We start from the raw sequence: 24,127 nt of genomic DNA, 5'->3' as shown, positions 1-24,127 counted from the left end.
AGTTGCTGATAATTATACAACTTTAGATAGCGATCGCCCAGAGCCGCCGCGCCGCACCATAATTAACTCGGCAACGATGCTCACGGCAATTTCCGCAGGGGTTAATGCGCCAATATCTAAGCCAATGGGAGCATGAATAGAAGGCAATTCTTTAATAGAAACTTCGCGTTTGACCTCTGCCAAAACTTGCTTAACGCGGCGATCGCTGCCGATCATGCCGATATAGCAACAGGACTTTTGACGCTCTAACAAAGCTTTGAGTGCTTCCAAATCATAGCGATACCCCCTTGTGACTAGGGTAACATATAGCTCTTGATGGTGTGCTAATTCGGTTAGGGCTTGGGTAATGGAACTATAGATAAATGCTGCCTGTGGATAGCGATCGCGATTTGCCCATTCAGGGCGATCGTCTTGAATGGCAATTTGGAAGCCGCTTAAATGCGCTATCTTTGCCAATTGTTCACCCACATGACCCGCACCGACGATTAAGAGCATCGGCTCAGGTTTGAGAACTTCTATAAAAGAATCTGGTTGTTGTGATAATAGATGGCGCGGAGAGCCATCTATTATCACATTTTGAGGTAAAGGTGTAACTAAGGTGATTTCTTTTCCCGATCGCAAGTTTGTAATGATCTCTGAAACTAAAGCGATCGCCTGTTCTCCTTGCCATCGTTCTAACAAAACCTCCATCCAACCGCCGCAAATGCCTTCTGTTGGACGATCATGATTAGCTGCACCCGTTAAATCAATTTCTACTAGGGTTTTAATACCTGTTTGTAATACTTCTTTTGCCTTAGCGATCGCCTTTGCTTCTCCCGCACCACCGCCGATGGTATCCACACAGCCCGAAGCCGTAATTAGCATTTTTGCTCCTACTTCTCGCGGTACGGAGCCTTTAACCTTAATTACAGTGGCGACGACGACGGGTTCTTTTTGGAGTGCTGCTAAAAGATGTTCATAAATCATCTAGGCTATTACTTTAGAGATAGAAGTTGCTTTCACAGACTCGATCGCCCAGAGAATTGCTTCGGGTGTGGCGGGAATCGCTAAATTTACGGGTTGCTTGCCTTCACCGAAGGCAGCGACTGCTTCGCGAATGGCTTCGCGGACAGACATCGCTAACATGAAAGGTGGTTCGCCCACAGCTTTACTGCCAAGAATTACGCCATCTTGGGCGGCGCGTTCTAAGAGATGAATTGTGAACTGTTCGGGAATTTCGCTCACGGTCGGAATTTTGTAAGTGCTGGGGGCAAAGGTGAGTAAGCGTCCCTGCTCATTCCATACCAATTCTTCCATCGTCAGCCAACCCATGCCCTGCACAAAAGCGCCTTCGATTTGACCTTTATCTAATAAGGGATTAATGGAAGTTCCGACATCATGGACAATATCCACTTGACGTAGTTTAAATGTGCCTGTGAAACCATCCACTTCCACTTCACTCACAGCAGCACCATAGGCAAAGTAATAGAAGGGTCTGCCCTTATTTAATTTGGCATCCCAATAAATATTGGGAGTGCGATAGAAACCATTGGCAGAAAGGCTAATCCTCCCGCTGTAGGTCTGTTTGACCACTTCATCAAAGCCAATTCTGGCGCTGGGATAGGTGCGGCAGTAAATCCAATCATTCTCAAAGACTAGATCTTCAGGGGCATCAAGATTGAGCATCTTCACCGCAACCGTAGCGAGTCGTTGGCGAAGAGTTTCGCAAGCATTTCTAATCGCCTGTCCATTCAAATCAGAACCACTGGAAGCGGCTGTTGCGGAAGTATTCGGCACTTTGTCGGTGCTGGTGTGCATCATCCGAAAGCGATCAATATTTACACCGAGGGATTGCGCCGCCACTTGCAGCATTTTTGTATGCAGTCCCTGTCCCATTTCTGTACCGCCATGATTAACTTGAATGCTGCCATCGGTATAGATCAGCACTAGCGCCCCTGCTTGGTTATATTCGATCTTATTAAAGGAAATTCCGAACTTGACGGGAATGACCGCTAGTCCTCGTTTTTTGTAGGGACTGGTTTGATTGAACTGAGCGATTTCTGTTTGGCGATCGCTAAAATTAGCATTGACCTTAACTTCATTCCAAACCCGTGCTATCCGATTTTGAATGATTTCCTGTCCATAATGGGTAGTGCTAGTTTCCCCTGAACCATGATAGAAGTTCCGTTCGCGCACAACTTCGGGCGGTAAACCGAGAGTACGGGCGATGCGATCGACGATTTCTTCACAGATAACCATGCCCTGTGGCCCTCCAAACCCACGGTAGGCGGTATTCGAGACGCAATTAGTCTTTGCCATCCATCCCTGTACTTCCAAATGGGGAATGTAATAGGCATTGTCGATGTGCATCATCGCTCGCATGAGTACGGGCGGCGTGAGGTCAAGACTCCAACCACCTTCGGCATAGAGTTCAGTTTTGAGTGCGGTAATCATGCCTTCATTGGTGAAGCCCACCTGATAGCGTCCCAAAAAGTTATGACGCTTACCTGTGATGATCATGTCGTGATGTCGGCGCAGACTCACTCGCGCAGGACGACCCGTTTTGTAAGCTGCCACTGCTGCCGCCGATGCAAAGGGATTTGACTGTGATTCTTTGCCGCCAAATGCGCCGCCCATCCGCAAACAGGTCACGACCACGCAGCTATTGGGCAAGCCTAAAACCCTTGCCACGATTACCTGTGTTTCGCTAGGGTGTTGAGTGGAGCTATAGACCTTATAGCCACCTTCGCCATCGGGAATCACCCAGCTCGTATGGGTTTCCAAATAGAAGTGATCCTGTCCACCTACGACTAATTCCCCTGTGATGGTGCGATCGCTAGTTTCTAAAGCGTTATCAGGTTCACCCCGTTTGATCACTTTGGGATCAAGATGGAAGCTTTGGGCAGCGATCGCTGCTTCAATGGAGAGAATTGCGGGTAAGGGTTCATATTCCACAACTACCTTGGCGGCTCCTTCACGGGCAGCATCTTCCGATTCACCCACAGCCCAAACCACCACCTGCCCCCAATAGCTCACCTCATCGGTGGGCAGCATCACTTCATCATGGATGATTACCCCCGTATTATTTTCCCCCGGCACATCATCCGCCGTGAGGATCGTCACTAAGCCCTCAACTTCATAGGCGGCGCTACAATCAATCTTGATAATCTTGGCTCTGGCATGGGGCGACAGAACTGGATAGAGGGAAAGCATTCCCACAGGTAAACGCTGATCGTCGGTGTAGACTGCCTTCCCGCTAACATGGGCGATCGCGCTTTCGTGGGTTTTCTGGGGTTTGGATTGAGATTCTATTTGGGTTTCGGTGATGCTCATTGGAGATTCCTATCATAAAAAAATTATACAAATCAATAGTGGTGCGCGGCTTCGCCGCGCACCACTATTGATTAATTAGAAAAAGTTTGTTCCACAAAAAACTTCTCAAATAGATTGCCAACCAGCAACTTGCGATAGTTAGCACTACCGCGCAAATCATTGAGAGGCGTAAAAGTTTCATGGAGCATCGGCTTCACCGATCGCACAGTTTCCATGTTCCAAGGCTGACCGATTAACGCCTGTTCCACAGCGATCGCCCTGATTGGTGTTGCTGCTACGCCGCCATAGGCAAGCCTTGCATGGAGAATGTTTTGATTTGCATCTAAATCGATCGCAAAGGCAACCGCCACAATACTGATGTCATCTGTGCCACGCTTACCGATTTTGTAAGAGAAACTAAGACGCTGAGTTGCTCCCTTACTAATCGCTTTGGGAATCGTTACCGCCGTAATAATTTCACCCTGTTTTAGTTCCGTTTGCCGATAGCCCTTAAAGAAATCAGCTAGGGGTAAAGTGCGATCGCCATTGATATTTGCAAGCGTCACCGTGGCATCAAGAGCCAATAACACGGGCGGTAAATCGCCAATGGGAGAGGCAGTGCCAATATTGCCGCCAAGGGTAGCGCGATTGCGAACCTGTCGCGCCGCGAACCAATGCAGCATTTCATCAAGGCTCGGAAATGTTCCATGCAGCACATCTTCAATATGACTAAGGGGAACTGCCGCCCCAATTTGCACATAGTCTTCAGTTTGGTGAATCTGCTTTAAAGACGCAATACCCTCTAAGGAAATCAGCACGGGATAGTTACGCCGATGCCAACTCATTTCTAAGCCCAAATCTGTCGCTCCCGCCACCAGAGTTGCTTCGGGATAGGTCTGTAATAGTTGCAGAGCTTCTGTTAATTCGGTGGGGCGATAGAACTGCTGCTCGTTGCTGGTGTAGGCGATCGCTTGTAAATCTGGATTTTTTTCAACAAGCATCGTACTAAAGCGATCGCTGGGTGCATTTTCTCCTAAGTCAGCCAATAACTTTTGGGCAGCCCTACGAATTGGCAAATAGCCCGTACAGCGACAAAGATTCCCCTCAATACAAATATCATCCTTCAATCCGCCATCATAGTAAGCTGCAAACATACTCATGATAAATCCGGGGGTGCAGTAGCCACATTGGGAGCCTGCGGTTTCCACCATCGCCGCCTGAACTGGGTGCAATTGTTCTAGAGGTTGCGCCGAAAATTGTCCATGAGATTTCGCATCTGCTAAACCCTCCGCAGTGATCACATCCCGTCCCGCCACAGCGCCAATGGGAATCAGGCAACTATTTGCCGCCTGATATTGGGGTTTACCTTGGGCATCTTCACCTGCGATCGCTACAGTGCAAGCGCCACAGTCACCATCGCCACAACCCTCTTTTGTGCCGACATAGCCTTGCTGTCGCAGGTATTGGAGCAGGGTCATTGTGGGCGCAATGTCTTTAACAATTGTTGTTGTACCGTTAATCGTAAAGGTGAAATGCTCTACGGTATTTGCGAAGGTATTTGCAGAAATGGGGATAGCCTTTTGAGTCACGGAAGTTTCTTTGGTAGATCTAGCTTAAAAAATTAGCCGACGGAATCAATCTTAATTAATTAATGTCTAGGGCTTAAATTAAGTATGCCAAGATACATTCACCACAAAGCCGCCAATGGCTACACTATTGGCGGCTTTTAAAAGCTTTACTGGATATGATTTTTAATTCACAATTTTAATTCCCAATAATGTTGTCAAATTTTTGTGAATTAGTATTACTAAAAATTAATAGCGGCGCAAAGCGGCGCCATTCATAAAAAAAGAAGGACTGCTTTGCAGTCCCTCTTTTTTGTTTTACACCGCTAAAGCAGGTTGCTTTTCGGTAATGGTGGGATAGTCTAGCTCAGGATAAAGTGGGAAGCGATCGCAGAGAGCTTGAACTCTGGCAATACAATCAGCTTGAATCTCATCACTATCAGGACTTAAGAGGCGATCGGCGATGATGTTGGCAACTTCGGTAAAGTCCGCTTCTTTCAAGCCACGAGAAGTCATTGCAGGTGTGCCAAGGCGTAAACCACTGGTCACAAAAGGCGATTCGGGATCAAAGGGAACCGTATTTTTGTTCGCGGTGATATTTACACCACTGACTAACAAATCAGCAACTTTGCCCGTCATACCAATGGAACGCAGATCGACTAGTACTAAGTGGTTATCAGTGCCATTGGAAACCAGCTTGAAGCCACGCGCCTGTAATTGCTGGGCAAGGGTTTGTGCATTAGCAATTACCTGTCCAGAATAATCCTTAAACTCAGGACGCAATGCTTCACCAAAGGCGACAGCTTTAGCGGCAATCACATGTTCAAGGGGACCACCTTGAGAGCCGGGGAAGACAGATTTATCAAATTTCTTGCCGAGCGCCGCATCACGGGTCATGATCAAGCCACCGCGAGGGCCTCTGAGGGTTTTGTGGGTGGTGGTGGTGACGACATCACAATAAGGGATCGGATTTGGGTGATGTCCAGAAGCGACTAGTCCCGCAATGTGGGCAATATCAGCCATCAAGTAAGCCCCAACTTCATCGGCGATCGCACGGAACTTAGCGAAATCAATAATCCGAGGATAGGCGGAATAGCCGCAAATAATCAATTTGGGCTTATGTTGCAATGCTAGATCACGAATTAAATCAAAATCAAGCTGCTCAGTTTCTTTATTAAGCCCATAATGAACCTTGTTAAACCAAAGCCCCGAAACATTTACAGGCGAACCGTGGGTTAAATGTCCACCGTGAGACAAGTCCATTCCTAAGAAGGTATCCCCCGGTTTTAGCAGAGTGAGAAATACGGCAAAGTTTGCCTGTGCGCCTGAGTGGGGCTGGACATTGGCATGGGCTGCGCCAAATAATTCTTTGATGCGTTCAATGGCGATCGATTCGATTTCGTCTACAAACTCGCAACCGCCGTAATAGCGCTTGGAGGGTAGCCCTTCGGCATATTTATTTGTCAGTACCGATCCCTGTGCCGCCATAACTGCAAGGGAGGTAAAATTTTCACTGGCAATGAGTTCGATATTATTGCGCTGTCTCTCGATTTCTTTACCGATAAAGCCTGCAACAAGAGGATCGGTGGCGGCGAGGAGGGAAAACAAGTTGGTCATTTTTGTGAATTGATATAAGGCTATGCTGGGTTACCGCGAACAAAAACACCCATCAAATTATGCTAACACGCAGCGTAAAGCGATGTAATTTATTGGATCTGCTAACTACCTTCCCAGTTAAGAAGTTGTGGTGGTGGGCAAAGCTCACCACCACAACTTCTTGTCTTTAGAGCGATCGCTGATGTATGACCAAACCGTACATACTACCGAGCAAATACCACAACAACATACTAAGACGTGGCTCGTACAAGACCAGATCTAACCAACAGGATAGCCAAAATAAAATAATACTAATTGCAGTAATTGCCATAGTTCCCTCGGTATCTTTGGCGATCGCCGATCGCACTGATATCCAGATTGTCCAAATGATAATTCCCAGCAAGCCTATTAGGGCGGGAATCCCTGACCCCACGGCGATCGCTAAAAATAAATTATGCTCATGGGGCAAGCCTCGCAAATCAAAGCCCATCGATTGGGCAACTAGGGGAAAATTGCGTAGACCCCAACCTTGCAGGGGATGTTGAGAAATTAAGGAGATGGCAAATTGCCAAGCATTGAGGCGATCGGCGGTGGAGGCATAGTCAGCCAGTTTCGGATCAACGGTACTCGCTAACCGATTGACAAATCCTTCGGGCAGTAGCGATCGCAAAGCTTCGCCGCCCAAACCGTATTTCTGTCCAAATACCGCCCACGCAATTAGGATTAAAACTATTCCCATTGCTGATACTAATTTCCATTGGCGGTAATAGATCGCAAGCGCTACGCCGCCAAGGATCGCCAAACCCCATGCATTGCGCGAACCCGTCATAATCAAAACGCAGGTTCCCAAGGCGAGGGCTAAGGCGGCGATCGCGCGTTGGGATTTAGAGAGACTTTTGACTTTTCCCAAGGCAAAATGACAGGCGATCGGCAAAAGCATTAATAAATAAATCGCAGTTTCATTAAAATGACCAAAAAAAGATTGAATGCGGCGATCGGCACTAAAGCCCATGGGTATTTGGTAGCTATCAAAAATTACTTTGGGAAATATTAAATCGGGACGATTGAGAATGGCTTGTAAAATTCCAAAGCCACTCACGAGAATGGAACCAGTTACCAATAGCCAGAGAAAATGCGTAAATTGGGAGGGGGTACGAATAATCACGCTAGTAATGGCGGCGAGGAAAAAATATGGCAAAAAATTCGCTAATCCCCCTGCGGCTGTCCCCAAATCAAAGGCGATCAACGTAGTTAAAATCATCCATACCGCTAAAATCCCGTAGGCGATATTTATGGGGGTAGCGATCGCTTTCCAGCCATTCCGAAATAACACTTTAAAGGCTAAGAGGGCGGTGAGAATTGGCATAAATACATTGCTAATCACCAAAAATAGCGCCAGAAACTGCTGCCATAGCCATTCCCACTGCAAATCATTCTTTAATGCATCGTCAAAATTCTTTAAATCATGATCATCAAGCGATCGCCAAAACATCTTTACCCCTCTATCCATCAAAAGCTTTTGCGTTGCCATAAAAGAAAAGGGAGTGCATTGCACTCCCTTTTCTTTTACTTAGATTTGATTATTAATAATCAAAGTCTCCACCGTTAGCCATTGCACCGCCGCCGCCAGCGCCCTTATCTTCGGGCTTATCGACAACGATACATTCAGTGGTCAAGATCATGCCAGCGATCGAAGCGGCATTTTGCAGAGCCGAGCGAGTTACCTTCGCAGGGTCAACAATACCAGCCGCAAACATATCTTCAAATTCGCCAGTGCTTGCATTGAAGCCAATATTGAAATCCTTCTCGCGAACATGTTCCGCAATAACAGCACCGTTAAAGCCAGCATTCTGAGCAATGCGCTTTACAGGAGCAGCTAAGGACTTGGAAACGATGATTGCGCCAGTCAATTCTTCGCCAGTCAAATTAGCATTTGCCCAAGTGAACAACTCAGGAGCGAGGTGAGCCAAGGTTGTACCACCACCGGGGACGATGCCTTCTTCGACTGCTGCCTTGGTTGCATTGATTGCATCTTCTAAACGAAGCTTACGATCCTTCATTTCGGTTTCAGTGGCTGCGCCAACTTTGATGACGGCTACGCCACCAGAGAGCTTAGCCAAACGCTCTTGAAGCTTTTCTTTGTCGTAGGAAGATTCGGTTTCTTCGATTTGACGACGGATTTGATCAACACGAGTCTTAACTGCAACTTCATTACCGTCAGCAACAATGGTGGTGCTGTCTTTGGTGATGATGACGCGACGAGCTTTACCAAGTTGGTCGAGCTTGACTGCATCAAGGCGAAGTCCTGCATCTTCGGTGATGACCTGTGCGCCTGTGAGGGTTGCCAAGTCTTCGAGCATCGCTTTGCGGCGATCGCCAAATCCGGGAGCCTTAATTGCAGCAACGTTAAGTACACCGCGAAGACGGTTAACGACAAGAGTAGCAAGAGCTTCTTTTTCGATATCTTCAGCGATGATGATTAGAGGACGACCTGAACGAGCAACTTGCTCAAGCACAGGAACGAGTTCTTGAACGAGGGCAATTTTCTTGTCGGTGATCAAGAGAACTGGCTCCTCAAAGGAAGCTTCCATGCGCTCAGCATCAGTCACGAAGTAAGGAGAGATATAGCCCTTATCAAAGCGCATACCTTCGGTAACTTCGAGTTCGGTAACCATAGACTTACCTTCTTCGAGGGAAATCACACCTTCTTTACCGACCTTGTCCATCGCTTGAGCGATCATTGCGCCGACTTCTTCGTCGTTACCAGCAGAGATGGTTCCGACTTGAGCGATCGCCTTAGAATCTTCAATGGGCTTAGCGTGTTCTTTGATCTTGCCAACCAAGAAAGCAGTTGCCTTGTCGATACCGCGCTTAAGAGCGATCGAGTTAGCACCAGCCGCAACGTTGCGGAGTCCTTCTTTAACAATGGCATGAGCCAATACAGTTGCGGTGGTGGTTCCATCACCAGCAGCATCATTGGTCTTAGAAGCAGCTTGACGAATCAAAGCTACACCAGTATTTTCGACGTTATCTTCTAGTTCAATTTCCTTAGCAATGGTGACACCATCATTAACAATTTGAGGAGAACCAAATTTCTTCTCAAGAACTACGTTACGACCTTTGGGTCCTAGGGTTACAGCCACAGCTTCTGCCAAGATGTCCATACCACGCTCTAGGGCGCGACGTGCATCTTCGTTATAAATGATTTTCTTAGACATAATTTTTTTGGTAATTGATAATTGGTAAATATTTTGATTTTGGAGAGTGCGAAGCACTCTCTAAAATCAATTAGGAAACGATCGCTAAAATATCTTTTTCAGCTAACAATACATACTCATCTGTGCCGAGTTTGATGTCAGTGCCAGCATATTTGGAGTAAAGAACTTTGTCGCCAACCTTGACTTCTAGGGCTTGGCGCTCGCCTTTGTCATCGAGTTTGCCAGGTCCTACGGCAGCGATTTCGCCAACTTGGGGCTTTTCTTTTGCGGTCTCAGGTAAGAAAATTCCACCTGCGGTCTTTTCTTCTTTAGCGCTTACTTTGATAAATACGCGATCAGCTAAAGGCTTTACGGTAGTTACGTTTAAGGTCGTGGTTGCCATTGATATTCACTCAGTTGACTAGCATTTTTCGGCTTTGTATTAGAGTGTTTTAGCACTCTAGGTGACTGAGTGCTAATTTAACCGAAAGGGTTGCAATGTCTATAGTGTGGTTTACCGAACTGAGAGACGACAAATAGAGGGTTGTAGCCCTTTGCGACACAACTCTCTGGCAGGATAGGAAAATAGCGATAAAATGAAGAAAAACAAATTGGAATTTTTGCATGACACGAATTTGTATTCTTGGTGGTGGTTTTGGCGGGTTGTATACTGCGCTTAATCTCGCACGCCTGCCTTGGGCGGTCATGCCTGAAATTATCCTTGTCGATAAAAGCGATCGCTTTTTATTTACGCCATTTCTCTATGAGCTAGTCACCTCAGAGCTACAGGAATGGGAAGTCGCGCCTTCCTTTGCGGAGTTACTGGCGGATACTGGGATTCAGTTTGTGCAGGGACTAGTTACTAATATTGATTTTGAGGCTAAGCAAGTAGAAGTCAATATTGGTCAGCGTAGCTTTCTCGAATATGATCGCCTAGTTTTAGCGATCGGTGGTGAAACGCCGATGAATTTTGTGGATGGAGCTTCAGAATATGCGATTCCTTTTCGTAATCTCCAAGACTTCCATCGCCTTAATAGCAAATTAGAACTATTAGAAGCATCCAATCGCGACAAAATCCGAGTATGCATAGCGGGTGGTGGCAGTAGTGGGGTTGAGCTAGCTTGCAAAATTGCCGATCGCCTTAAAGATCGGGGTCGAGTGCGCCTAGTTGATCGCAATCTTAAAATCCTTGGAAACTCCACGGATGCTAATCGCCAGATTGCCGAACTTGCGCTATCACAGCGAGGAGTCTGGACGGATCTCAATACGCGAGTTTCCCAGATTACCGACAGCGAAGTCACCCTTGACTATGCCGATGGCAGTGATACTTTGCCCGTGGATATTGTGTTGTGGACGGTGGGTAGCACTTTCTCCAAGATGCTACAAAATCTCACCCTTGAGCATAGTCGCCAAGGCGCGATCGCCACAGATTTAACGCTGCAAGTTAAGGGTTATGCCGATATATTTGCGATCGGTGATCTGGCAGGATGTCTGGACTCCGATGGTCAGCCTTTACCTGCTACGGCGCAGGTCGCGTTTCAGCAATCTCAATATTGTGCTTGGAATATCTGGGCTAGCCTCAACCAAAAGCCCCTAGTTAATTTCAGCTATATTCCCCTTGGTGAATTTATTAGCTTAGGTATTGACGGGGCAACTGCTTCTATTTTTGGCAAGTTTAGTATTGACGGCTTCCCGGCCCATGTCATGCGGCGCTTTGCCTATTTGCTCAGAATGCCGACTTTGCAGCATCAATGGAAGATTGGCACGCATTGGGTAACCAAGCCACTAGTCGAGCTATTCAGAAAATCCGTATAAAAAAAGGCGGCGCTTCGCGCCGCTTTTTTTAACTACTTGGATCAAAAGCGAAAAGATAATTTGCGGCACAAAGCGCCGCAAATTATCTTTTCGCTTTTTAGTCATATTTTTTATTGAATTGCTTTTTGGCTTGCTCATAAACCTCTAAGGTAATGGGGTTGAAATTCTGTTCCTGAGCATACTTTTCAATCTTTTTAAAGGCAAAAGGTCGGACGAAAAAAGGGATATCTTTTAGCTTTGCCTCAGCTTCCGCAGTCCACACAATCTTTTCACTCATTACTTCTTAGCTTTTAGTTAGATAGTTACTTTACAAATTATTGCACTACAACCCTTGCTGAGGCTTTCAAATTCTTGCTTCAGCCTTTTGAGTAGAATTGCTGTAAAATCAGTCTAACTTATTGCGTCTTTCAGACCGTTACAGCGCTTTGCGCTGACTTAAAACCCCGAAATATTTTTGATTATCGGCACAAAGTGCCGATAATCAAAAATATTTCGGTACTACTTAAAGCCTCAATAGGCTGTAATACTCAAAAGCTTGCTACAGCAAAGGATCGGGCAATGAACGAATTAAGCAATGTGCTGGAATTAGCTACCGACGATGAGCTATATCAAATTGCGGATATCCTATTTCGGCGCAAGTTTAACCCCCTTGACTATGTAGCTACACCACCCATTCAAGAGTTGCAAAGCTGGGATCGTGAGGAATTAATAGAGGCGATCGCGAGACGTTTTCGATTTTTAGCTGCCGATGGTTTGACTGTATTGCGCCGCAAAACCGATGAAGTTAGCTATCGCGAAGTCCTAGAGCGCGTTTGTCAGCATCTCAATATTAAATATTCTCGAAATCAAACCGTTGAAGATATTGAATCTGAGTTATTTCTAAACTTGATTAGCAATTCTTGGAAAAAGCTATCTCCTCAAGAGCGCTCCACGATTGACGAGTCGATGCAAAGCGCCATAACAGAGTCTGATCTAAAAAAGGCTTTACCCCTCGATGCTCAACGTAATCCGATGAGCTTGCTGGTCAAGGGTGGTAGCGCGATCGCTGTCAGTACTGTTATTCGCTCCGCCGTGCTTCATACCCTCGCAAGGCAAATGGCTTGGCATTTTGCATCCTATCAAGTGGGTTATGAAGTCCTTAAGGCGGGAGGCACTGCGATCGCAACTAGATTAAATGCTTATGTCTCTACTTATCTGGCTAAGCGGGGGATGGCGGTAGCTGCCACCCAATACACTGCGGCAAGAACTGTATTTTCAGTGATTACGCCTGCTTTGTGGGGCTTATTTTTTGCGGATCTAGGATGGCGGGCGATCGCCACAAATTATGGGCGCATTATTCCTGCAATTTTTATCATCGCGCAAATTAGATTGCTAAGAATGTCCTAAAAATTTCATGACTAATATAGCAAACCCTAATAGGTTGTGAGAGTGCGGCGCACTCTCACAACCTATTAGGGGCTATAGCGCTAACAACTATATAGCTGTAATTCAAAAAAGGGAGAGCCGTTTAGCGGCTCTCCCTTTTTTGAATTACAATGAGAATATGTTACGGATTGTTAAGAGAAATCCTGTATGACCCTCATCTCACCAAAAAGCATCCAAATTCCTAATTCCCCAAACTCCAATACCCCAACTCCTGCTTGGAATCGCATCGAAGAACCCATGTGGCAGGGTAGCGAGGAGGATATTCGTAAAGGGTTGCCTTTTAATTTATTAGCCCCGACTTGGCAAATGTTTTTGATGGGCGATGGCGCACCCACCAGACATTTACAGCTATTGACCCAATCGGCGATTTCGGTCGATGTAGTTGCGATGACCGCCATCGGTGACGATGACGATCAAGCTCCTGCGGATATTGCGGCGATCGCTGCTCCACGGATTCGCCGCCAAATCTGGTTGCGATCGCAGCAAACGGGGGAAGTTTTTTCCCACGCGACTTCGTGGTGGTCGGAGGCAACCATGCAAAAATATCTCAAAGATCCTTCTTTACCGATCTGGGTCAGCCTCAATCAGAAATATACCGAACTCTATCGCGATCTTAAGGGGATTTATAAGGGGCGTTGTCCTAATGTGGCGGAAACCTTTGGTAGCTCGGAGCTTGACACCTATTGGGCGAGGCATTATTTGCTGTGGCATGGCGGCGAACCAATTACGATGATCTACGAAATTTATTCACCAGCGATCGGTAAATATTTGGGTTCCAGTAGCTTGTAATAAAAAATAAAAGATGACACTTTTACCCAGTAAAGGAAAGAGACATAATGGCTACGCCATTATGTCTCTTTCCTTTACTCCCATTCTCTCTTTTCGATTTCAAGTTGGGGTAATAATAGAGTTTCCTCTATCTGTTCGCGAATATTGGGAGTAACCTCACAGTTGCTATTGAGACAATCGAGCAACAACTGATTAGCATCGTAATAGCGCTGCAAAATTTGGTCTTGAGCAGTGTTAAATTGCCACTTATTACTAATATTGCGATGATCAGCGATAACGATTTGGAGTTGCTTGACCCAAGAATCATAATTTTGCTTACACCAGTTATCAAAGCCTTCCTTGGTGTAATGGGAATTGGGCAATTGATCTTGAAGTTGTTGGAGGGATTTATGAAATCCTAAATCTAAAACCACTCCTAAAATATTGCCCAGAGCCTCACTACAGGCATGGACATAGGCAAAATCTTTACTACTCTTCATGATGCATTCTCTTAAGAGTTCATCAAGAGCCGCATCCAAAAACTCACCTTGATCTAACGTGCAGACAAGGGCGAGATCGGGAGCGAGGTCAGGCGCTCGGTTTAGCGCTAGATAGAAGGCGCGACCTGTTGCCGATTTGGTTTCGGGTGAGTTAGCATCTGACTTTTGGCTAGCCCAAGCTAAAAACTCTTGCAAATAGGGATCTTCAGACACCAGCCCATCTATTTGCTGCTTCATTAACTCCACCAATCCATCGGCACTACGGAGCATCCCCGCTGTGAGCAGAAAGATTTCTCGCCAATGGGGATCGGTAATATGATCCACTAATCCTTGCAAAGACTGTCCTAAGGATTGGAGGTTGTGATTAGCGACAATTTTACGCGCTGTGAAGTATTCCTGTAGAGCCAGATAAGAGAAGGAGAAGATTCCTCTCGCTCTTTCGGCTAAAAGTCCATGCTGGGACTCGATCGCCTTTAATACACCTTCACTGGCTAATTGAATTTCGTCTGGCTCCTTGCTCGCCTCAGGTAAGCTTTCTAAATAATCGCCGATGTACTGCTCTATAACATTTTGCTCAAAAAAGAATTGTCCTTGCTCAAAGGTAGAAGCCGCAATTTGGCTCAATAACTTCAGCTTTTGAGGTAATTGGAAACCTCGATACATCTGATCCCGTTCAATTCCTCTAGCTTCATCCCATTTACCTAGCAATAGATCCATTCCTTGCTTATAAAATTCCGCCTTCTTGATCGGAAATCGATCTTGTCGATGAAAAACCGAACAAGCCAGATGCAAAAAAAGCGGTGTAGTAATCATGCGGCGAAAACACCAGTTTTCAGGCAATTCCAACTTCTCAAGAAATACTAGAGAATTAGCTGCGCCATCCTCTTTACCCGAGGAACTAAATGCAATAAACCATTTATGAGCAAACGAACTTATCTGTTCTTGGGTAAAGGGGGCAATCTCTACATCCGTAAATCCTTGGAGGGCGAGCTTTTGGGAGGCAGTCCGACAGGTTGCCACAAATTGATTTTTGTGATACTTCTCTGTAAATCGACGAATTTCATTCAAAACCACATTCTCAATTTCACTGCTAACTTCATCCATTCCATCCATCATCAGGAGGACACGACCTGCTTGCAATAGTTTTTTAAGGATAGAGGAATGGGTAATTTCCGAAGAGAGAAATTCTTGTTGAATAAATTCCAACAAGTTGATTTGCTGATTTTCTTGATAGCTTTGGGAAAGGTCGCGGAGTTTGATAAAGATCGGAACTTGACTATCTTTGATCTCTTCGCGATTACATTCGATCGCTAGATGCTTGAGAAATGTCGTTTTTCCAGAACCCGGTTTACCCAATACTCTAAGTTTGCTGTATTTGGCGATCGCCTGTGCGCTCGAAATTTGGCGTTCGACAATTTTTCCCAGACCAAAGCGATCAATATCTTGGGGGGGCAGACTATTGATCGCCGCAATTTCCATCCATTGCTGGCTGGCGATTTCCTCCAATATATTTACGTCAACGTAGATTTGGTCAATCGTCACAGGACGGCTAATATCCAGCAATTGCAAAATGCCGCATTGGTGAGTGATTTTGCCGCGCCTTTTGGCGCGTACCATCTGCACCAGAGCATCAATGCCCATGTTGGCAAATTCCTCTCTATTCTGTTGATCATCCTCGGGATCGATATAGTCCAAGGGAGGATTAAAGGCAATTTCTCGCCAATCTAAATCCAATCTGGTGCAGATCTCAAAAAACGTATAACGCTCGATCGCTTGCCCCGCAAAGAAACGCCAAATTGGTTGTCTGGTTTTAATACCTACTTCACTAGCGAGATATTCTTGAGTCCATCCTTTATTGGCAAAATGCTGCTTGGCTTTTTTAATCCCTGCTGGAGATGCTTGTAAAGATCGCTTTGCCATAGGTTTATTAGCTTAATAGATGGTCGAAAGAACTAAGTTAGGCGGAAATACATTCTAAAGGATTTGGGAGCGATCGCCCCGAAGGGGCGATCGCTCCCAAATCCTTTAAATTTGTAAATAAAATAGGGTTGCTAAGTAGCTGAACAAAAACAAAACTGTGGCGTACCCGCTGCGTTTGTTATAGCTTTGGGAATTTTATATTTAATTTTGCTTCGATACTTATACAAATGATTATACAAACGATTGAAAGTTATACATGAATCGTTAATTGTTTGTATAACTTAATTGCTTACAACAATAACTACATAGATTGACCTTCAGAAGATAACCATAGCTATTTATTAATAATTGACGAGTTTGAAGCCTTACCTAGATCTGCCCACCCTTCTTTAAAAAAGATACAGACCCTCACCCCCCAGCCCCCTCTCCCATTAAGGGAGAGGGGGAGTAAGATTAATTTTTCTTATTCCCCTCTCCCAAAAGGGGAGAGGGGCTAGGGGTGAGGGTCTGTATCTTTTTACCCAATAGCAAAAGATTGTTTACAAATATTACAAACTAATACATGCAAACAATCTTTTGCTTAATATAGGAGCGCAAAGCGTTCCTATATTAACTTTTTCTTAATTGGGTAGAAGCTCGATCCCATGCATCTTTGACTGCATGTTTAGCTTGCTCCCAAGGGATATTTCCAGTTTGATTTGCGTTGTAATCACGCTGCAAATCAGTCTCAACTTCGCTATAAGTGCGTCCACTATGTCCATAGCGATCGTAACCTTCATAGCCAGTCCGATAAGCAGGTTGATAGTCCTCGTAGGTTCTATCAGTCTGAGTATAAGAACTGGAAGTATAAGTTTCCTGCCAATCAGTTTCTTCAAAAGTGGGGTTAACTTGCTCAGCGACATCTTTACCCGCTAAGCCACCTACTACGGAGCCAATCACTGCCCCAACTACCGCACCAACGGGTCCGCCAACAGCACCACCAATGACAGTAGCGACAGTACCCGCACCTGCGGCTCCTACACCTGTTCCTAATGGATGCGCTCCTACTTCTCCCGAAAGGGGGTCGAGGTTTGCATCCTCTTGTTGATCATGGTTGACGTTGCTATTAGTCATTTTGATTTGTCCTTTCAAATTATTTGCAATTTGTCCCAAATCTCAAAGCAATAAATCTCACTAGAGATTCTAAGAAGCCTTAATAAGACGAATTCCATACAGTAAGACCACTGCGCCAATGGTGGCAACAATCAAGCTTCCGATCAATCCGCCGCCTGTGGAAACACCAAAGGTAGTGAATAGGAAGCCTCCTAATAATGCGCCCACAATACCCACAAGGATATCGCCGACAATCCCGAAGCCGCCTCCACGGACGATTTGACCAGCCAAGGCTCCTGCTAATAGCCCAATCAATATAAACCAAATAAATGACATTTAATTTTCTCCAACTATCTGTTTGAAATTTATCGAAATAAGAGAATAGCCCGCGATTACGTTCTCTGTAAGAGCGTGTTTGAGAAGTTTTTTACCCCCTCTAACTCCCCCTTGAAAGGGGGAGGATTCAAGTTTCCCCCCTTTGAAAGGGGGGATTAAGGGGGGTAAAAGCAGAAATCTATGCTAGATAGAAGACTTCTCAAACACGCTCTAAGGTTTTTTTAACTAAGTAAATGGGACTACTGTTTTAAGAAGTCTTTGACAGAATCGATCGCTTCTTCAACTTTGTTGCCAGCTTTATCAGGCAAGCCTGAGGCTCCATTCTTCAATTCATTGGTGCGATCGCTTGCCATTTGCTTAGCTTTATCTACACCACCATCAACTTTGGATTTAGTATCCTTAGCCGCCTTTTTGGCTTTGCCAATATTTTCCTTAGTGCCTTCTTTTACATCTTTAGCTAAGTTTTTAGATGTTTCCGCAACTTTGTCCACTGGACTACCCATGTTAGCTAAAGGAGAAGCGATCGCCCCAGAGCTAAAAAAGGTTACTTGCATCATCACCACTAGAGCGAATCCGCAAGCAAACAGGAGTCCTTTTTTAACACCCTTAAAAAAAGCTGTAACTGGGTCGTTAAAATTAGCAGCTCTGCTACTGTCTAAAATATTAGCCATTTTACTTTACCTAGTTTTTTCTGAAATGACAGGGGGTAGCTAGGTATAATCAAAAACAAAACCAAAGTCTGTAGTACAGGTGCAGCGTGCGCTACAGGCTTTAGATTTTTATATTTGATTACGCCTAACTACCTAGTCAACGTTTAACTTAACAGGGGCTTGTTTGATCTCGTGTTTGACCAATGTATAAGTTGATTGAGTTAAACTAAAATTTAGATAAATCTTTACAATAAACTGTTCAGAAAAATCCATCATGGCGGAAAGTCAGCCCAGTCTTAATGATCCTTCGGTGACCGTTTCAATTTCCCGCAGGGTTAAGCCCGAATGTAAAGAAGAGTTTGAAGTATTTCTAACGGGGATTACTAAGGCTTGTAGTCAATTTCGAGGTCATTTAGGTAGTCATATTTTCCGCCCTGTCAATTCCGACGACCCTGAGTATCGGATCATCCTTAAATTCGATCGCCTCAGTAATCTCCGCCACTGGGAAGCATCGTCAGAGCGCCAAAAATGGTTTGCGATCGCCGAGTCTTTAACTTTTAAGCCGCCTGAAATCCAAGTCTTAACTGGTTTAGAAACTTGGTTTACCCTCTCTGGCAAACCTTCAATTACGCCTCCGCCTCGCTACAAAATGGCTCTAGTTACTTGGCTAGCCGTATTTCCTTTAATTACGCTTATTTCAGCAATCCTCCAACAGGAATTAGTTATGTTGCCCCTAGTGCTGCGAGTTGCCCTAGTCACTGCGATCGCTGTGCCGACGATGACTTATCTATTGATGCCGCAAATGACGAAATTGTTTGCCAATTGGCTCTATCCTCCTTTAGATATTCCCTCACCAAACTCAGAAAAATCCTCCCCAATACTTGAAGGCGTTCAACTTGCGACTCCTTTACCCGACCTGCGATCGGTCACCGAAGAAATTGAATCTGTTAATATTCGTTAATTATTTATTTTTGATACAATTATGCCTATCCCAGAGCCAATTTTAGTTATTTACAGCGAACCACCCAAAGCGATCGTGGCGACCGACTTGCGCCAAACTCGGATTGATGAATTTCTTGATTCAAGGTCATTGCAAGCTAAGAGTCGTAAAGCTTATCAATCGGATCTGAAAATATTTATGGATTGGTGTGAATTAGCGTGGGGGGATGTAACTCGGCGCAAAGTGACCCAATTTAAGAACTTTTTAGTAAAGGAGCGAGAGTTAGCCCTGAGTTCCGTGAATCGAGTCTTGCAAACCTTAAAGTCTTTTTATCGCTGGTTATTAATATCTGAATATGTCACGGCTGATCCCACCATTGGCATCCAATTAGAACGCTTGCCTGAGTCTGTCTCTAAGGATCTAGATGATGATGAGGTGTTGCAGATTTATGAAGCGATCGCCTTAAGCAAATATCCTGAACGAGATTTGGCGATATTTACGGTCTTATTGCATGGATTGAGGGGAGAGGAGTTATGTAACTTAAATGTGGGAGATTATTGCGATGGTGAACTGGTAATTCCTGTAGCGAAGTGGGATAGCAAGGGAGAAGTGCCTTTAACGAAACTGGGGCTATTACACTTAAATGCCTATTTAGATTGGCGCAAGGATAAGGGAGATGAGTTATTGCCCGAATCTCCTTTGTTTGTGTCATTCTCTAATCGCAGTTACGGCGATCGGCTCACTTATTGGGGAGTGAGGCATGTGATGGACGTTCTGGCTAAGAAAACGGGAATTGATCTACATTCCCATCGAGGTAGACATACCTTTGCGACAAATTTGATTGTGAAGTATGAGTTAGATCCCTCTCTAGCAATGGAACTGACCCGCCATCGAGATATCAGAAGTTTTAAGCGCTACACTAATCGCAAGAATAAGGTAGCCGCGAAACGTGCTTTTTTAAAAGCTTCCGAGAGATTAGATTACTGATATTACGTGGAACGAATATCGCCCTCACCCCCCAGCCCCCTCTCCCATTAAGGGAGAGGGGGAGTAGGACTAATTTTTGTTCCCCTCTCCCCTTTTGGGAGAGGGGCTAGGGGTGAGGGTCTTGTAATCTTTCACGTAACTAAAAACCAAATCCAAAAGGCTGTGGCGCACAATTGCGCCACAGCCTTTTGGATTTGGTTTTTAGTTTTTTGATTCTTAAGTTTTGTAACGAAATCAATCAATTTAAATATCCCACTTATTAACTCACTCATGGCTCTAGCAAAGTGGTTGAAGAAACCTGAAGGAGCGAATTCATGTCTATCTCAACCGATAAGAATGTGTATCCTACTGAACTCAACAAGGCGCATGGTCGCACAGTTGATACTGAGGGCTTGCTCAATAACTACGCGATCGAGCCAGAGGTATATATAGATGAGGGTAATTCTCTATCGGAGCTAATCAATAGAGTCACTGTGATTGATATCTTTGAATCTGAAGGAGACGCTAGAGGATCTGTCTCGGAAATGGAACAGAAAGGTCTGTTAATTTCTCATATTTCCATCGTCGCTAAAGACTACCAAGAACCTCAAAGCTCTTTGAATTGGGAAAATATTAGTGCATGTGGTGGCTTACCTGCCGTCTTGACCAAACTCGGAATTAGTGATCAGGCGATCGCGAGATTTGTGGAAGCTACCGATAATGGCAAGTTTTTAGTAATTGAGATGGGCAACGATCGCCAAGCTAGTCAGATGCAACATGTTCTCGCTAAAGCAGGGCATACCTTTCAAGCGAATTAATGCCAGAACAAAAAATGGTGTTGCCATTTTTTTGTTTGTAAAACTGCTGTTGCCCTTCTGGTTAGGACACAAAAACAGAAGACGAGTTGTGCCGATTCGCACCGCAATTCACTTCTTAGGTTTTGATTTGTCCTCCTGCAAGTGACCACCTCTTTACATGGAAGACTGTTTTCTTTTTGCCGTAGGCAAAAGGAAAATCGCTATATTTTTACAAAAGTAATTTACAAAAGCAATTAGAAGAGATAAATATGCCCAGAATTAAAATTAAACCTGTTTCTTTGGATGATACTAGCTACAAACACTTGGAGCATAGCTACCAAGAGCCTAGTGCAAAACAGCAGAACCCCTCCAAGAGGAAGGACAAAAAGCCAACTACCACTGGAAACAATCATCGTTCTGTAGAAGTAGAAAACATCTTTACCGTAGTGGATGTCTTCTCTTCGAGAGTAGAAATGAGAAATGCTATAGCTGAGTTCCAACGTCAAGGTTTAAGAGCTTCCCAGATAGTAGTCATCACTAAAAACTATCAAGATCATGAAGACTCCATGAACTGGGAATATATTACTAAAGATGGTGATTTACCTTCCGTTTTGATAGGACTAGGACTGGATGCACAGGACATTTTTAAGTTTGAAAATGCTGTTGCTAATGGAAGTTTTTTGGTCGTAGCCATCATTACCGATCGCTCCGTAAGTCAAGCTCAGCATCTTTTAGCAAATATTGGACATAAAGTAATCTCTGTTTACTAAAATGCCAACTTTCAACAATAAAGCCCAAAATGGTTCTGCCATTTTGGGCTTTATTGTTAGAGCAGAAGCATGAAAAACAGAAGCTTATATAGCAAAGTAAGAGTTAGCCAGTACAAACTAAAACCCAAAAAGCGAGTTGCGGCGCTTCGCGCCGCAACTCGCTTTTTGGGTTTTATGCCCTAATATGTAGAAATAAGTAATGATTTGTATCATATTCAATCAATTTATACATATAACAATACATAGCTTTGACATTCTAATGCTAACACTATTTTATATTGTGGTGTTGCCGCAAACAACACCACAAGTTTATCTACCTCAATCACTTTTCCTCTTTCATCAACGAAATAGGATGGCTATAGTTTTTAGTCTCAATCAAAATCTAATGGTTTAAAATGAACGATAATCAGCGCGATGAAAGTAATTTTGAAAGACGACAAGACTTACGGCAAGACGAAGAAACTTTTCGGTTGCGACAGGAAGAAAATCGTTTAGGAGTAGCACAGCGCAGTAACGTCTATTACGGGATAGTTAATAGTATCTATTGGCTAGGAGGAATTATCGAAATATTGCTAATGCTAAGATTCGTCTTGCGTTTATTTGGAGCTAATACTAAAAACGAATTTGCCATGTTTATTAACGGGCTAACCGCTCCCTTTATTGCTCCCTTCTCCACCCTATTTATCAGTCCCACTAGTGATGGTGGCGCAAATATTTTTGATGTGAATATTGTAATTGCAATTATTGCCTATGCAATTTTGAGTTACCTTTTAATTTCATTAGTCAGATTCATTTTTTATAACAGAGTCTAAATTGCTAGATCACTCATTTTTGTTCTACGGTATTGCTTTTTTTGCAATTATTCTCGCCAGATATTTTCTGGTGACGGGGGGAATGTATTTGCTCTTTTATGCACCCTTAGGGAAATCAGTCGAGCAGCAAAATCAAACTAACAAGCAATTTGGGGAATCGATTAAAAGGGATATTCAACTTTCTATACTCTCGGCGGTAGTATTTGCGATCGCCTCCGCATTAATCATCTGCCTCTACAGGGCTAATCTTACGCGCATCTACCTTAATCCCAACGACTATGGACTATGGTATTTAGGGCTGAGCTATGGCACAGTTTTAATTTTACAAGATGCTTATTTTTACTTTACGCATCGCTTATTTCATCATCCCTCGCTTTTCCGCTGGTTCCATCAAGGACACCATCGCTCCCGCCATCCTACGCCTTGGACTTCCTTCGCTTTTGATCCTTTAGAGGCAATTGTCAGCGCACTTTTTTTAGTTGGAATTGTCTTGATTGTCCCGCTCCATTTCATCACTTTAATAGCCATATTAACCACGATGACGATCTGGGCGGTACTAAATCATTTAGGACTTGATTATTTATCTCTATCTTTTCCCCATCACTGGCTAGGCAAGTGGTTTATTGGTCCTGCTCACCATTCCATTCATCATCTGAAATATAACCTGCACTACGGGCTTTATTTCACGTTTTGGGACAAGTTATTCAATACTCAAGATCCTAACTATGAAAAAGATTTGATGGGGAAATTGAAAACGAATGAAAAATCATAATTATATTTTATCTTGAATTCAATCAATTCATTCTATAACTTAAACATCGCCCTGTTAAATTGTTTTAAGAAGCCATAAAGCCGTTAATTCGACTTTCGTAAATGGTTGTCAAAAGTCATCCAATCAAATCAAGGAGAAAATGATGAGTTTAGAAAATAAAGCTAAAGCAACTTCTAAAAATGTTGAAGGCAAAGTTCAAGAAGCTGTCGGCGATCTAACTGGCAGCACCAAAACTAAAGCCGAAGGCAAGGCAAAACAAGCCGAAGCCAAGGTTCGCCAATCTGCTGAAGATGTCAAGGATGAAATCAAAAAGGCTGTTGACTAAATCTTTAAATTTAGTTTGCCCTATTTTAGTGTGTTGAAATTAATTTTTCTTACGCTAAAACAGTATAAGTGATTTAAGCTTTTCACATAGGTTTTTGTGAATTTAGGATCGTTTACAAAAGCCTATGGGATAACGTAATGATGATTTTAATTTTTTTCCTACACTTAATTAAAATCATTATTGCTATTGCAAATTGGCAATTACATTTTTCGAGATTTCAAGTCCCTATCTCATTTGTATTTCAATCATTTGACTTAATAGGTTTATACAAAAGCTAAATGCTGAGTTGTAAACCTGTTAAGTCAATTTAATATAAAAAATTTCCTCATTTAAGAAGGTAAATCCGAAAAGAATTTACTCTCTCTAATTGAGATAGATATTTTAATAAAAACATGTTAAATCTAATCTGGACTGGCGTTGGCGTACTAATTATTCTCTGGTTATTAGGATATTCTATTAATAGTGGTAGTGGTTTAATCCATCCACTCTTAGTTTTAGCCATCATTGGTATCGTCTATAACCTCTTCGCAGGTGAATATATCTAAGTATTTTCCCAGCAAAAAACAATAAAGGCGGCGCAATGCGCCGCC

General features: G+C 44.0%; 23 protein-coding genes. 11 read left to right on the top strand and 12 right to left on the bottom strand.

All coding sequences use genetic code 11. From position 1 onward, the window contains the following. Window positions 1–12: 12 nt before the first annotated feature. From H6F42_RS17130 to groES, 7 genes are all read right to left on the bottom strand, one after another. Window positions 13–966, bottom strand: a complete 954-nt coding sequence (locus H6F42_RS17130; RefSeq protein WP_190400577.1) for an XdhC/CoxI family protein — start codon at window positions 964–966, stop codon at window positions 13–15. After that, entirely contained in the window at window positions 967–3,312 is a 2,346-nt protein-coding gene (gene xdhB / locus H6F42_RS17125; RefSeq protein WP_190400576.1) for a xanthine dehydrogenase molybdopterin binding subunit, read from the bottom strand. It abuts the gene before it with no gap. Between the two features lie 71 nt (window positions 3,313–3,383). After that, complete coding sequence (xdhA, locus tag H6F42_RS17120) at window positions 3,384–4,880, bottom strand: xanthine dehydrogenase small subunit (protein WP_347272324.1); 1,497 nt, start codon at window positions 4,878–4,880, stop codon at window positions 3,384–3,386. Between the two features lie 294 nt (window positions 4,881–5,174). Then, window positions 5,175–6,473: a serine hydroxymethyltransferase gene (gene glyA / locus H6F42_RS17115; RefSeq protein ID WP_190400575.1), complete on the bottom strand. Its 1,299-nt coding sequence runs from the start codon at window positions 6,471–6,473 to the stop codon at window positions 5,175–5,177. A gap of 166 nt (window positions 6,474–6,639) precedes the next feature. Continuing rightward, entirely contained in the window at window positions 6,640–8,007 is a 1,368-nt protein-coding gene (locus tag H6F42_RS17110) for an O-antigen ligase family protein (protein ID WP_347272323.1), read from the bottom strand. 28 nt (window positions 8,008–8,035) lie between these two features. Continuing rightward, window positions 8,036–9,670 carry a chaperonin GroEL gene (gene groL / locus H6F42_RS17105; protein ID WP_190400574.1) on the bottom strand — a complete coding sequence of 545 codons (1,635 nt, stop codon included), beginning with the start codon at window positions 9,668–9,670 and terminating at the stop codon, window positions 8,036–8,038. Between the two features lie 70 nt (window positions 9,671–9,740). Further along, a complete protein-coding gene (gene groES / locus H6F42_RS17100) occupies window positions 9,741–10,052 on the bottom strand; it encodes a co-chaperone GroES (RefSeq protein WP_009629538.1) in 312 nt (103 codons plus the stop codon). 221 nt (window positions 10,053–10,273) lie between these two features. Here groES and H6F42_RS17095 point away from each other — a divergent pair, with 221 nt between their 5' ends. Next, window positions 10,274–11,464, top strand: coding sequence for an NAD(P)/FAD-dependent oxidoreductase (locus H6F42_RS17095; protein ID WP_190400573.1), 1,191 nt, complete (start codon window positions 10,274–10,276; stop codon window positions 11,462–11,464). Between the two features lie 97 nt (window positions 11,465–11,561). Here H6F42_RS17095 and H6F42_RS17090 read toward each other — a convergent pair whose 3' ends face one another. Continuing rightward, on the bottom strand, window positions 11,562–11,741 hold the full coding sequence (locus tag H6F42_RS17090; RefSeq protein ID WP_190400572.1) for a PCP reductase family protein: 180 nt from the start codon (window positions 11,739–11,741) through the stop codon (window positions 11,562–11,564). A gap of 281 nt (window positions 11,742–12,022) precedes the next feature. On the opposite strand from H6F42_RS17090, the gene H6F42_RS17085 reads away from it, so the two are divergent. Together H6F42_RS17085 and H6F42_RS17080 are read left to right on the top strand one after the other, a co-directional pair. Then, the gene (locus H6F42_RS17085; protein ID WP_190400571.1) at window positions 12,023–12,850 is read left to right on the top strand and encodes a hypothetical protein; all 828 of its coding nucleotides are present in this window, start codon (window positions 12,023–12,025) and stop codon (window positions 12,848–12,850) included. Window positions 12,851–13,036: 186 nt separating this feature from the next. After that, complete coding sequence (locus H6F42_RS17080; protein WP_190400570.1) at window positions 13,037–13,678, top strand: chorismate lyase; 642 nt, start codon at window positions 13,037–13,039, stop codon at window positions 13,676–13,678. 74 nt (window positions 13,679–13,752) lie between these two features. On the opposite strand, the gene H6F42_RS17075 is transcribed toward H6F42_RS17080, so the two are convergent. From H6F42_RS17075 to H6F42_RS17060, 4 genes are all read right to left on the bottom strand, one after another. Further along, entirely contained in the window at window positions 13,753–16,077 is a 2,325-nt protein-coding gene (locus tag H6F42_RS17075; RefSeq protein WP_190400569.1) for an NACHT domain-containing NTPase, read from the bottom strand. A 609-nt stretch (window positions 16,078–16,686) separates the two neighbouring features. Further along, on the bottom strand, window positions 16,687–17,190 hold the full coding sequence (locus H6F42_RS17070; RefSeq protein WP_190400568.1) for a hypothetical protein: 504 nt from the start codon (window positions 17,188–17,190) through the stop codon (window positions 16,687–16,689). A gap of 69 nt (window positions 17,191–17,259) precedes the next feature. Further along, window positions 17,260–17,505: a GlsB/YeaQ/YmgE family stress response membrane protein gene (locus H6F42_RS17065; RefSeq protein ID WP_190400567.1), complete on the bottom strand. Its 246-nt coding sequence runs from the start codon at window positions 17,503–17,505 to the stop codon at window positions 17,260–17,262. Window positions 17,506–17,744: 239 nt separating this feature from the next. Continuing rightward, complete coding sequence (locus H6F42_RS17060; RefSeq protein WP_190400566.1) at window positions 17,745–18,176, bottom strand: hypothetical protein; 432 nt, start codon at window positions 18,174–18,176, stop codon at window positions 17,745–17,747. Between the two features lie 253 nt (window positions 18,177–18,429). Between H6F42_RS17060 and H6F42_RS17055 the strand changes: the two genes are divergently transcribed. From H6F42_RS17055 to H6F42_RS17020, 8 genes are all read left to right on the top strand, one after another. After that, window positions 18,430–19,116, top strand: coding sequence for an antibiotic biosynthesis monooxygenase (locus tag H6F42_RS17055; RefSeq protein WP_190400565.1), 687 nt, complete (start codon window positions 18,430–18,432; stop codon window positions 19,114–19,116). Between the two features lie 21 nt (window positions 19,117–19,137). After that, entirely contained in the window at window positions 19,138–20,082 is a 945-nt protein-coding gene (locus H6F42_RS17050; RefSeq protein WP_190400564.1) for a tyrosine-type recombinase/integrase, read from the top strand. A gap of 314 nt (window positions 20,083–20,396) precedes the next feature. Further along, a complete protein-coding gene (locus tag H6F42_RS17045) occupies window positions 20,397–20,879 on the top strand; it encodes a hypothetical protein (RefSeq protein ID WP_190400563.1) in 483 nt (160 codons plus the stop codon). A gap of 248 nt (window positions 20,880–21,127) precedes the next feature. Continuing rightward, window positions 21,128–21,628: a hypothetical protein gene (locus H6F42_RS17040; RefSeq protein ID WP_190400562.1), complete on the top strand. Its 501-nt coding sequence runs from the start codon at window positions 21,128–21,130 to the stop codon at window positions 21,626–21,628. A gap of 395 nt (window positions 21,629–22,023) precedes the next feature. Beyond that, a complete protein-coding gene (locus H6F42_RS17035) occupies window positions 22,024–22,440 on the top strand; it encodes a YggT family protein (RefSeq protein WP_190400561.1) in 417 nt (138 codons plus the stop codon). Between the two features lies 1 nt (window position 22,441). Continuing rightward, window positions 22,442–23,212, top strand: coding sequence for a sterol desaturase family protein (locus tag H6F42_RS17030; protein ID WP_190400560.1), 771 nt, complete (start codon window positions 22,442–22,444; stop codon window positions 23,210–23,212). A gap of 142 nt (window positions 23,213–23,354) precedes the next feature. Further along, entirely contained in the window at window positions 23,355–23,537 is a 183-nt protein-coding gene (locus H6F42_RS17025; RefSeq protein WP_190400593.1) for a CsbD family protein, read from the top strand. A gap of 392 nt (window positions 23,538–23,929) precedes the next feature. After that, window positions 23,930–24,082 carry a lmo0937 family membrane protein gene (locus H6F42_RS17020; protein WP_190400559.1) on the top strand — a complete coding sequence of 51 codons (153 nt, stop codon included), beginning with the start codon at window positions 23,930–23,932 and terminating at the stop codon, window positions 24,080–24,082. The last annotated feature ends 45 nt before the right edge of the window (window positions 24,083–24,127 follow it).

The sequence above is a fragment of the Pseudanabaena sp. FACHB-1998 genome (assembly GCF_014696355.1).
Lineage (GTDB): Bacteria > Cyanobacteriota > Cyanobacteriia > Pseudanabaenales > Pseudanabaenaceae > Pseudanabaena.
Note: the sequence above shows the minus strand (reverse complement) of the source record. Positions and strands in the feature narration are given on the sequence as shown.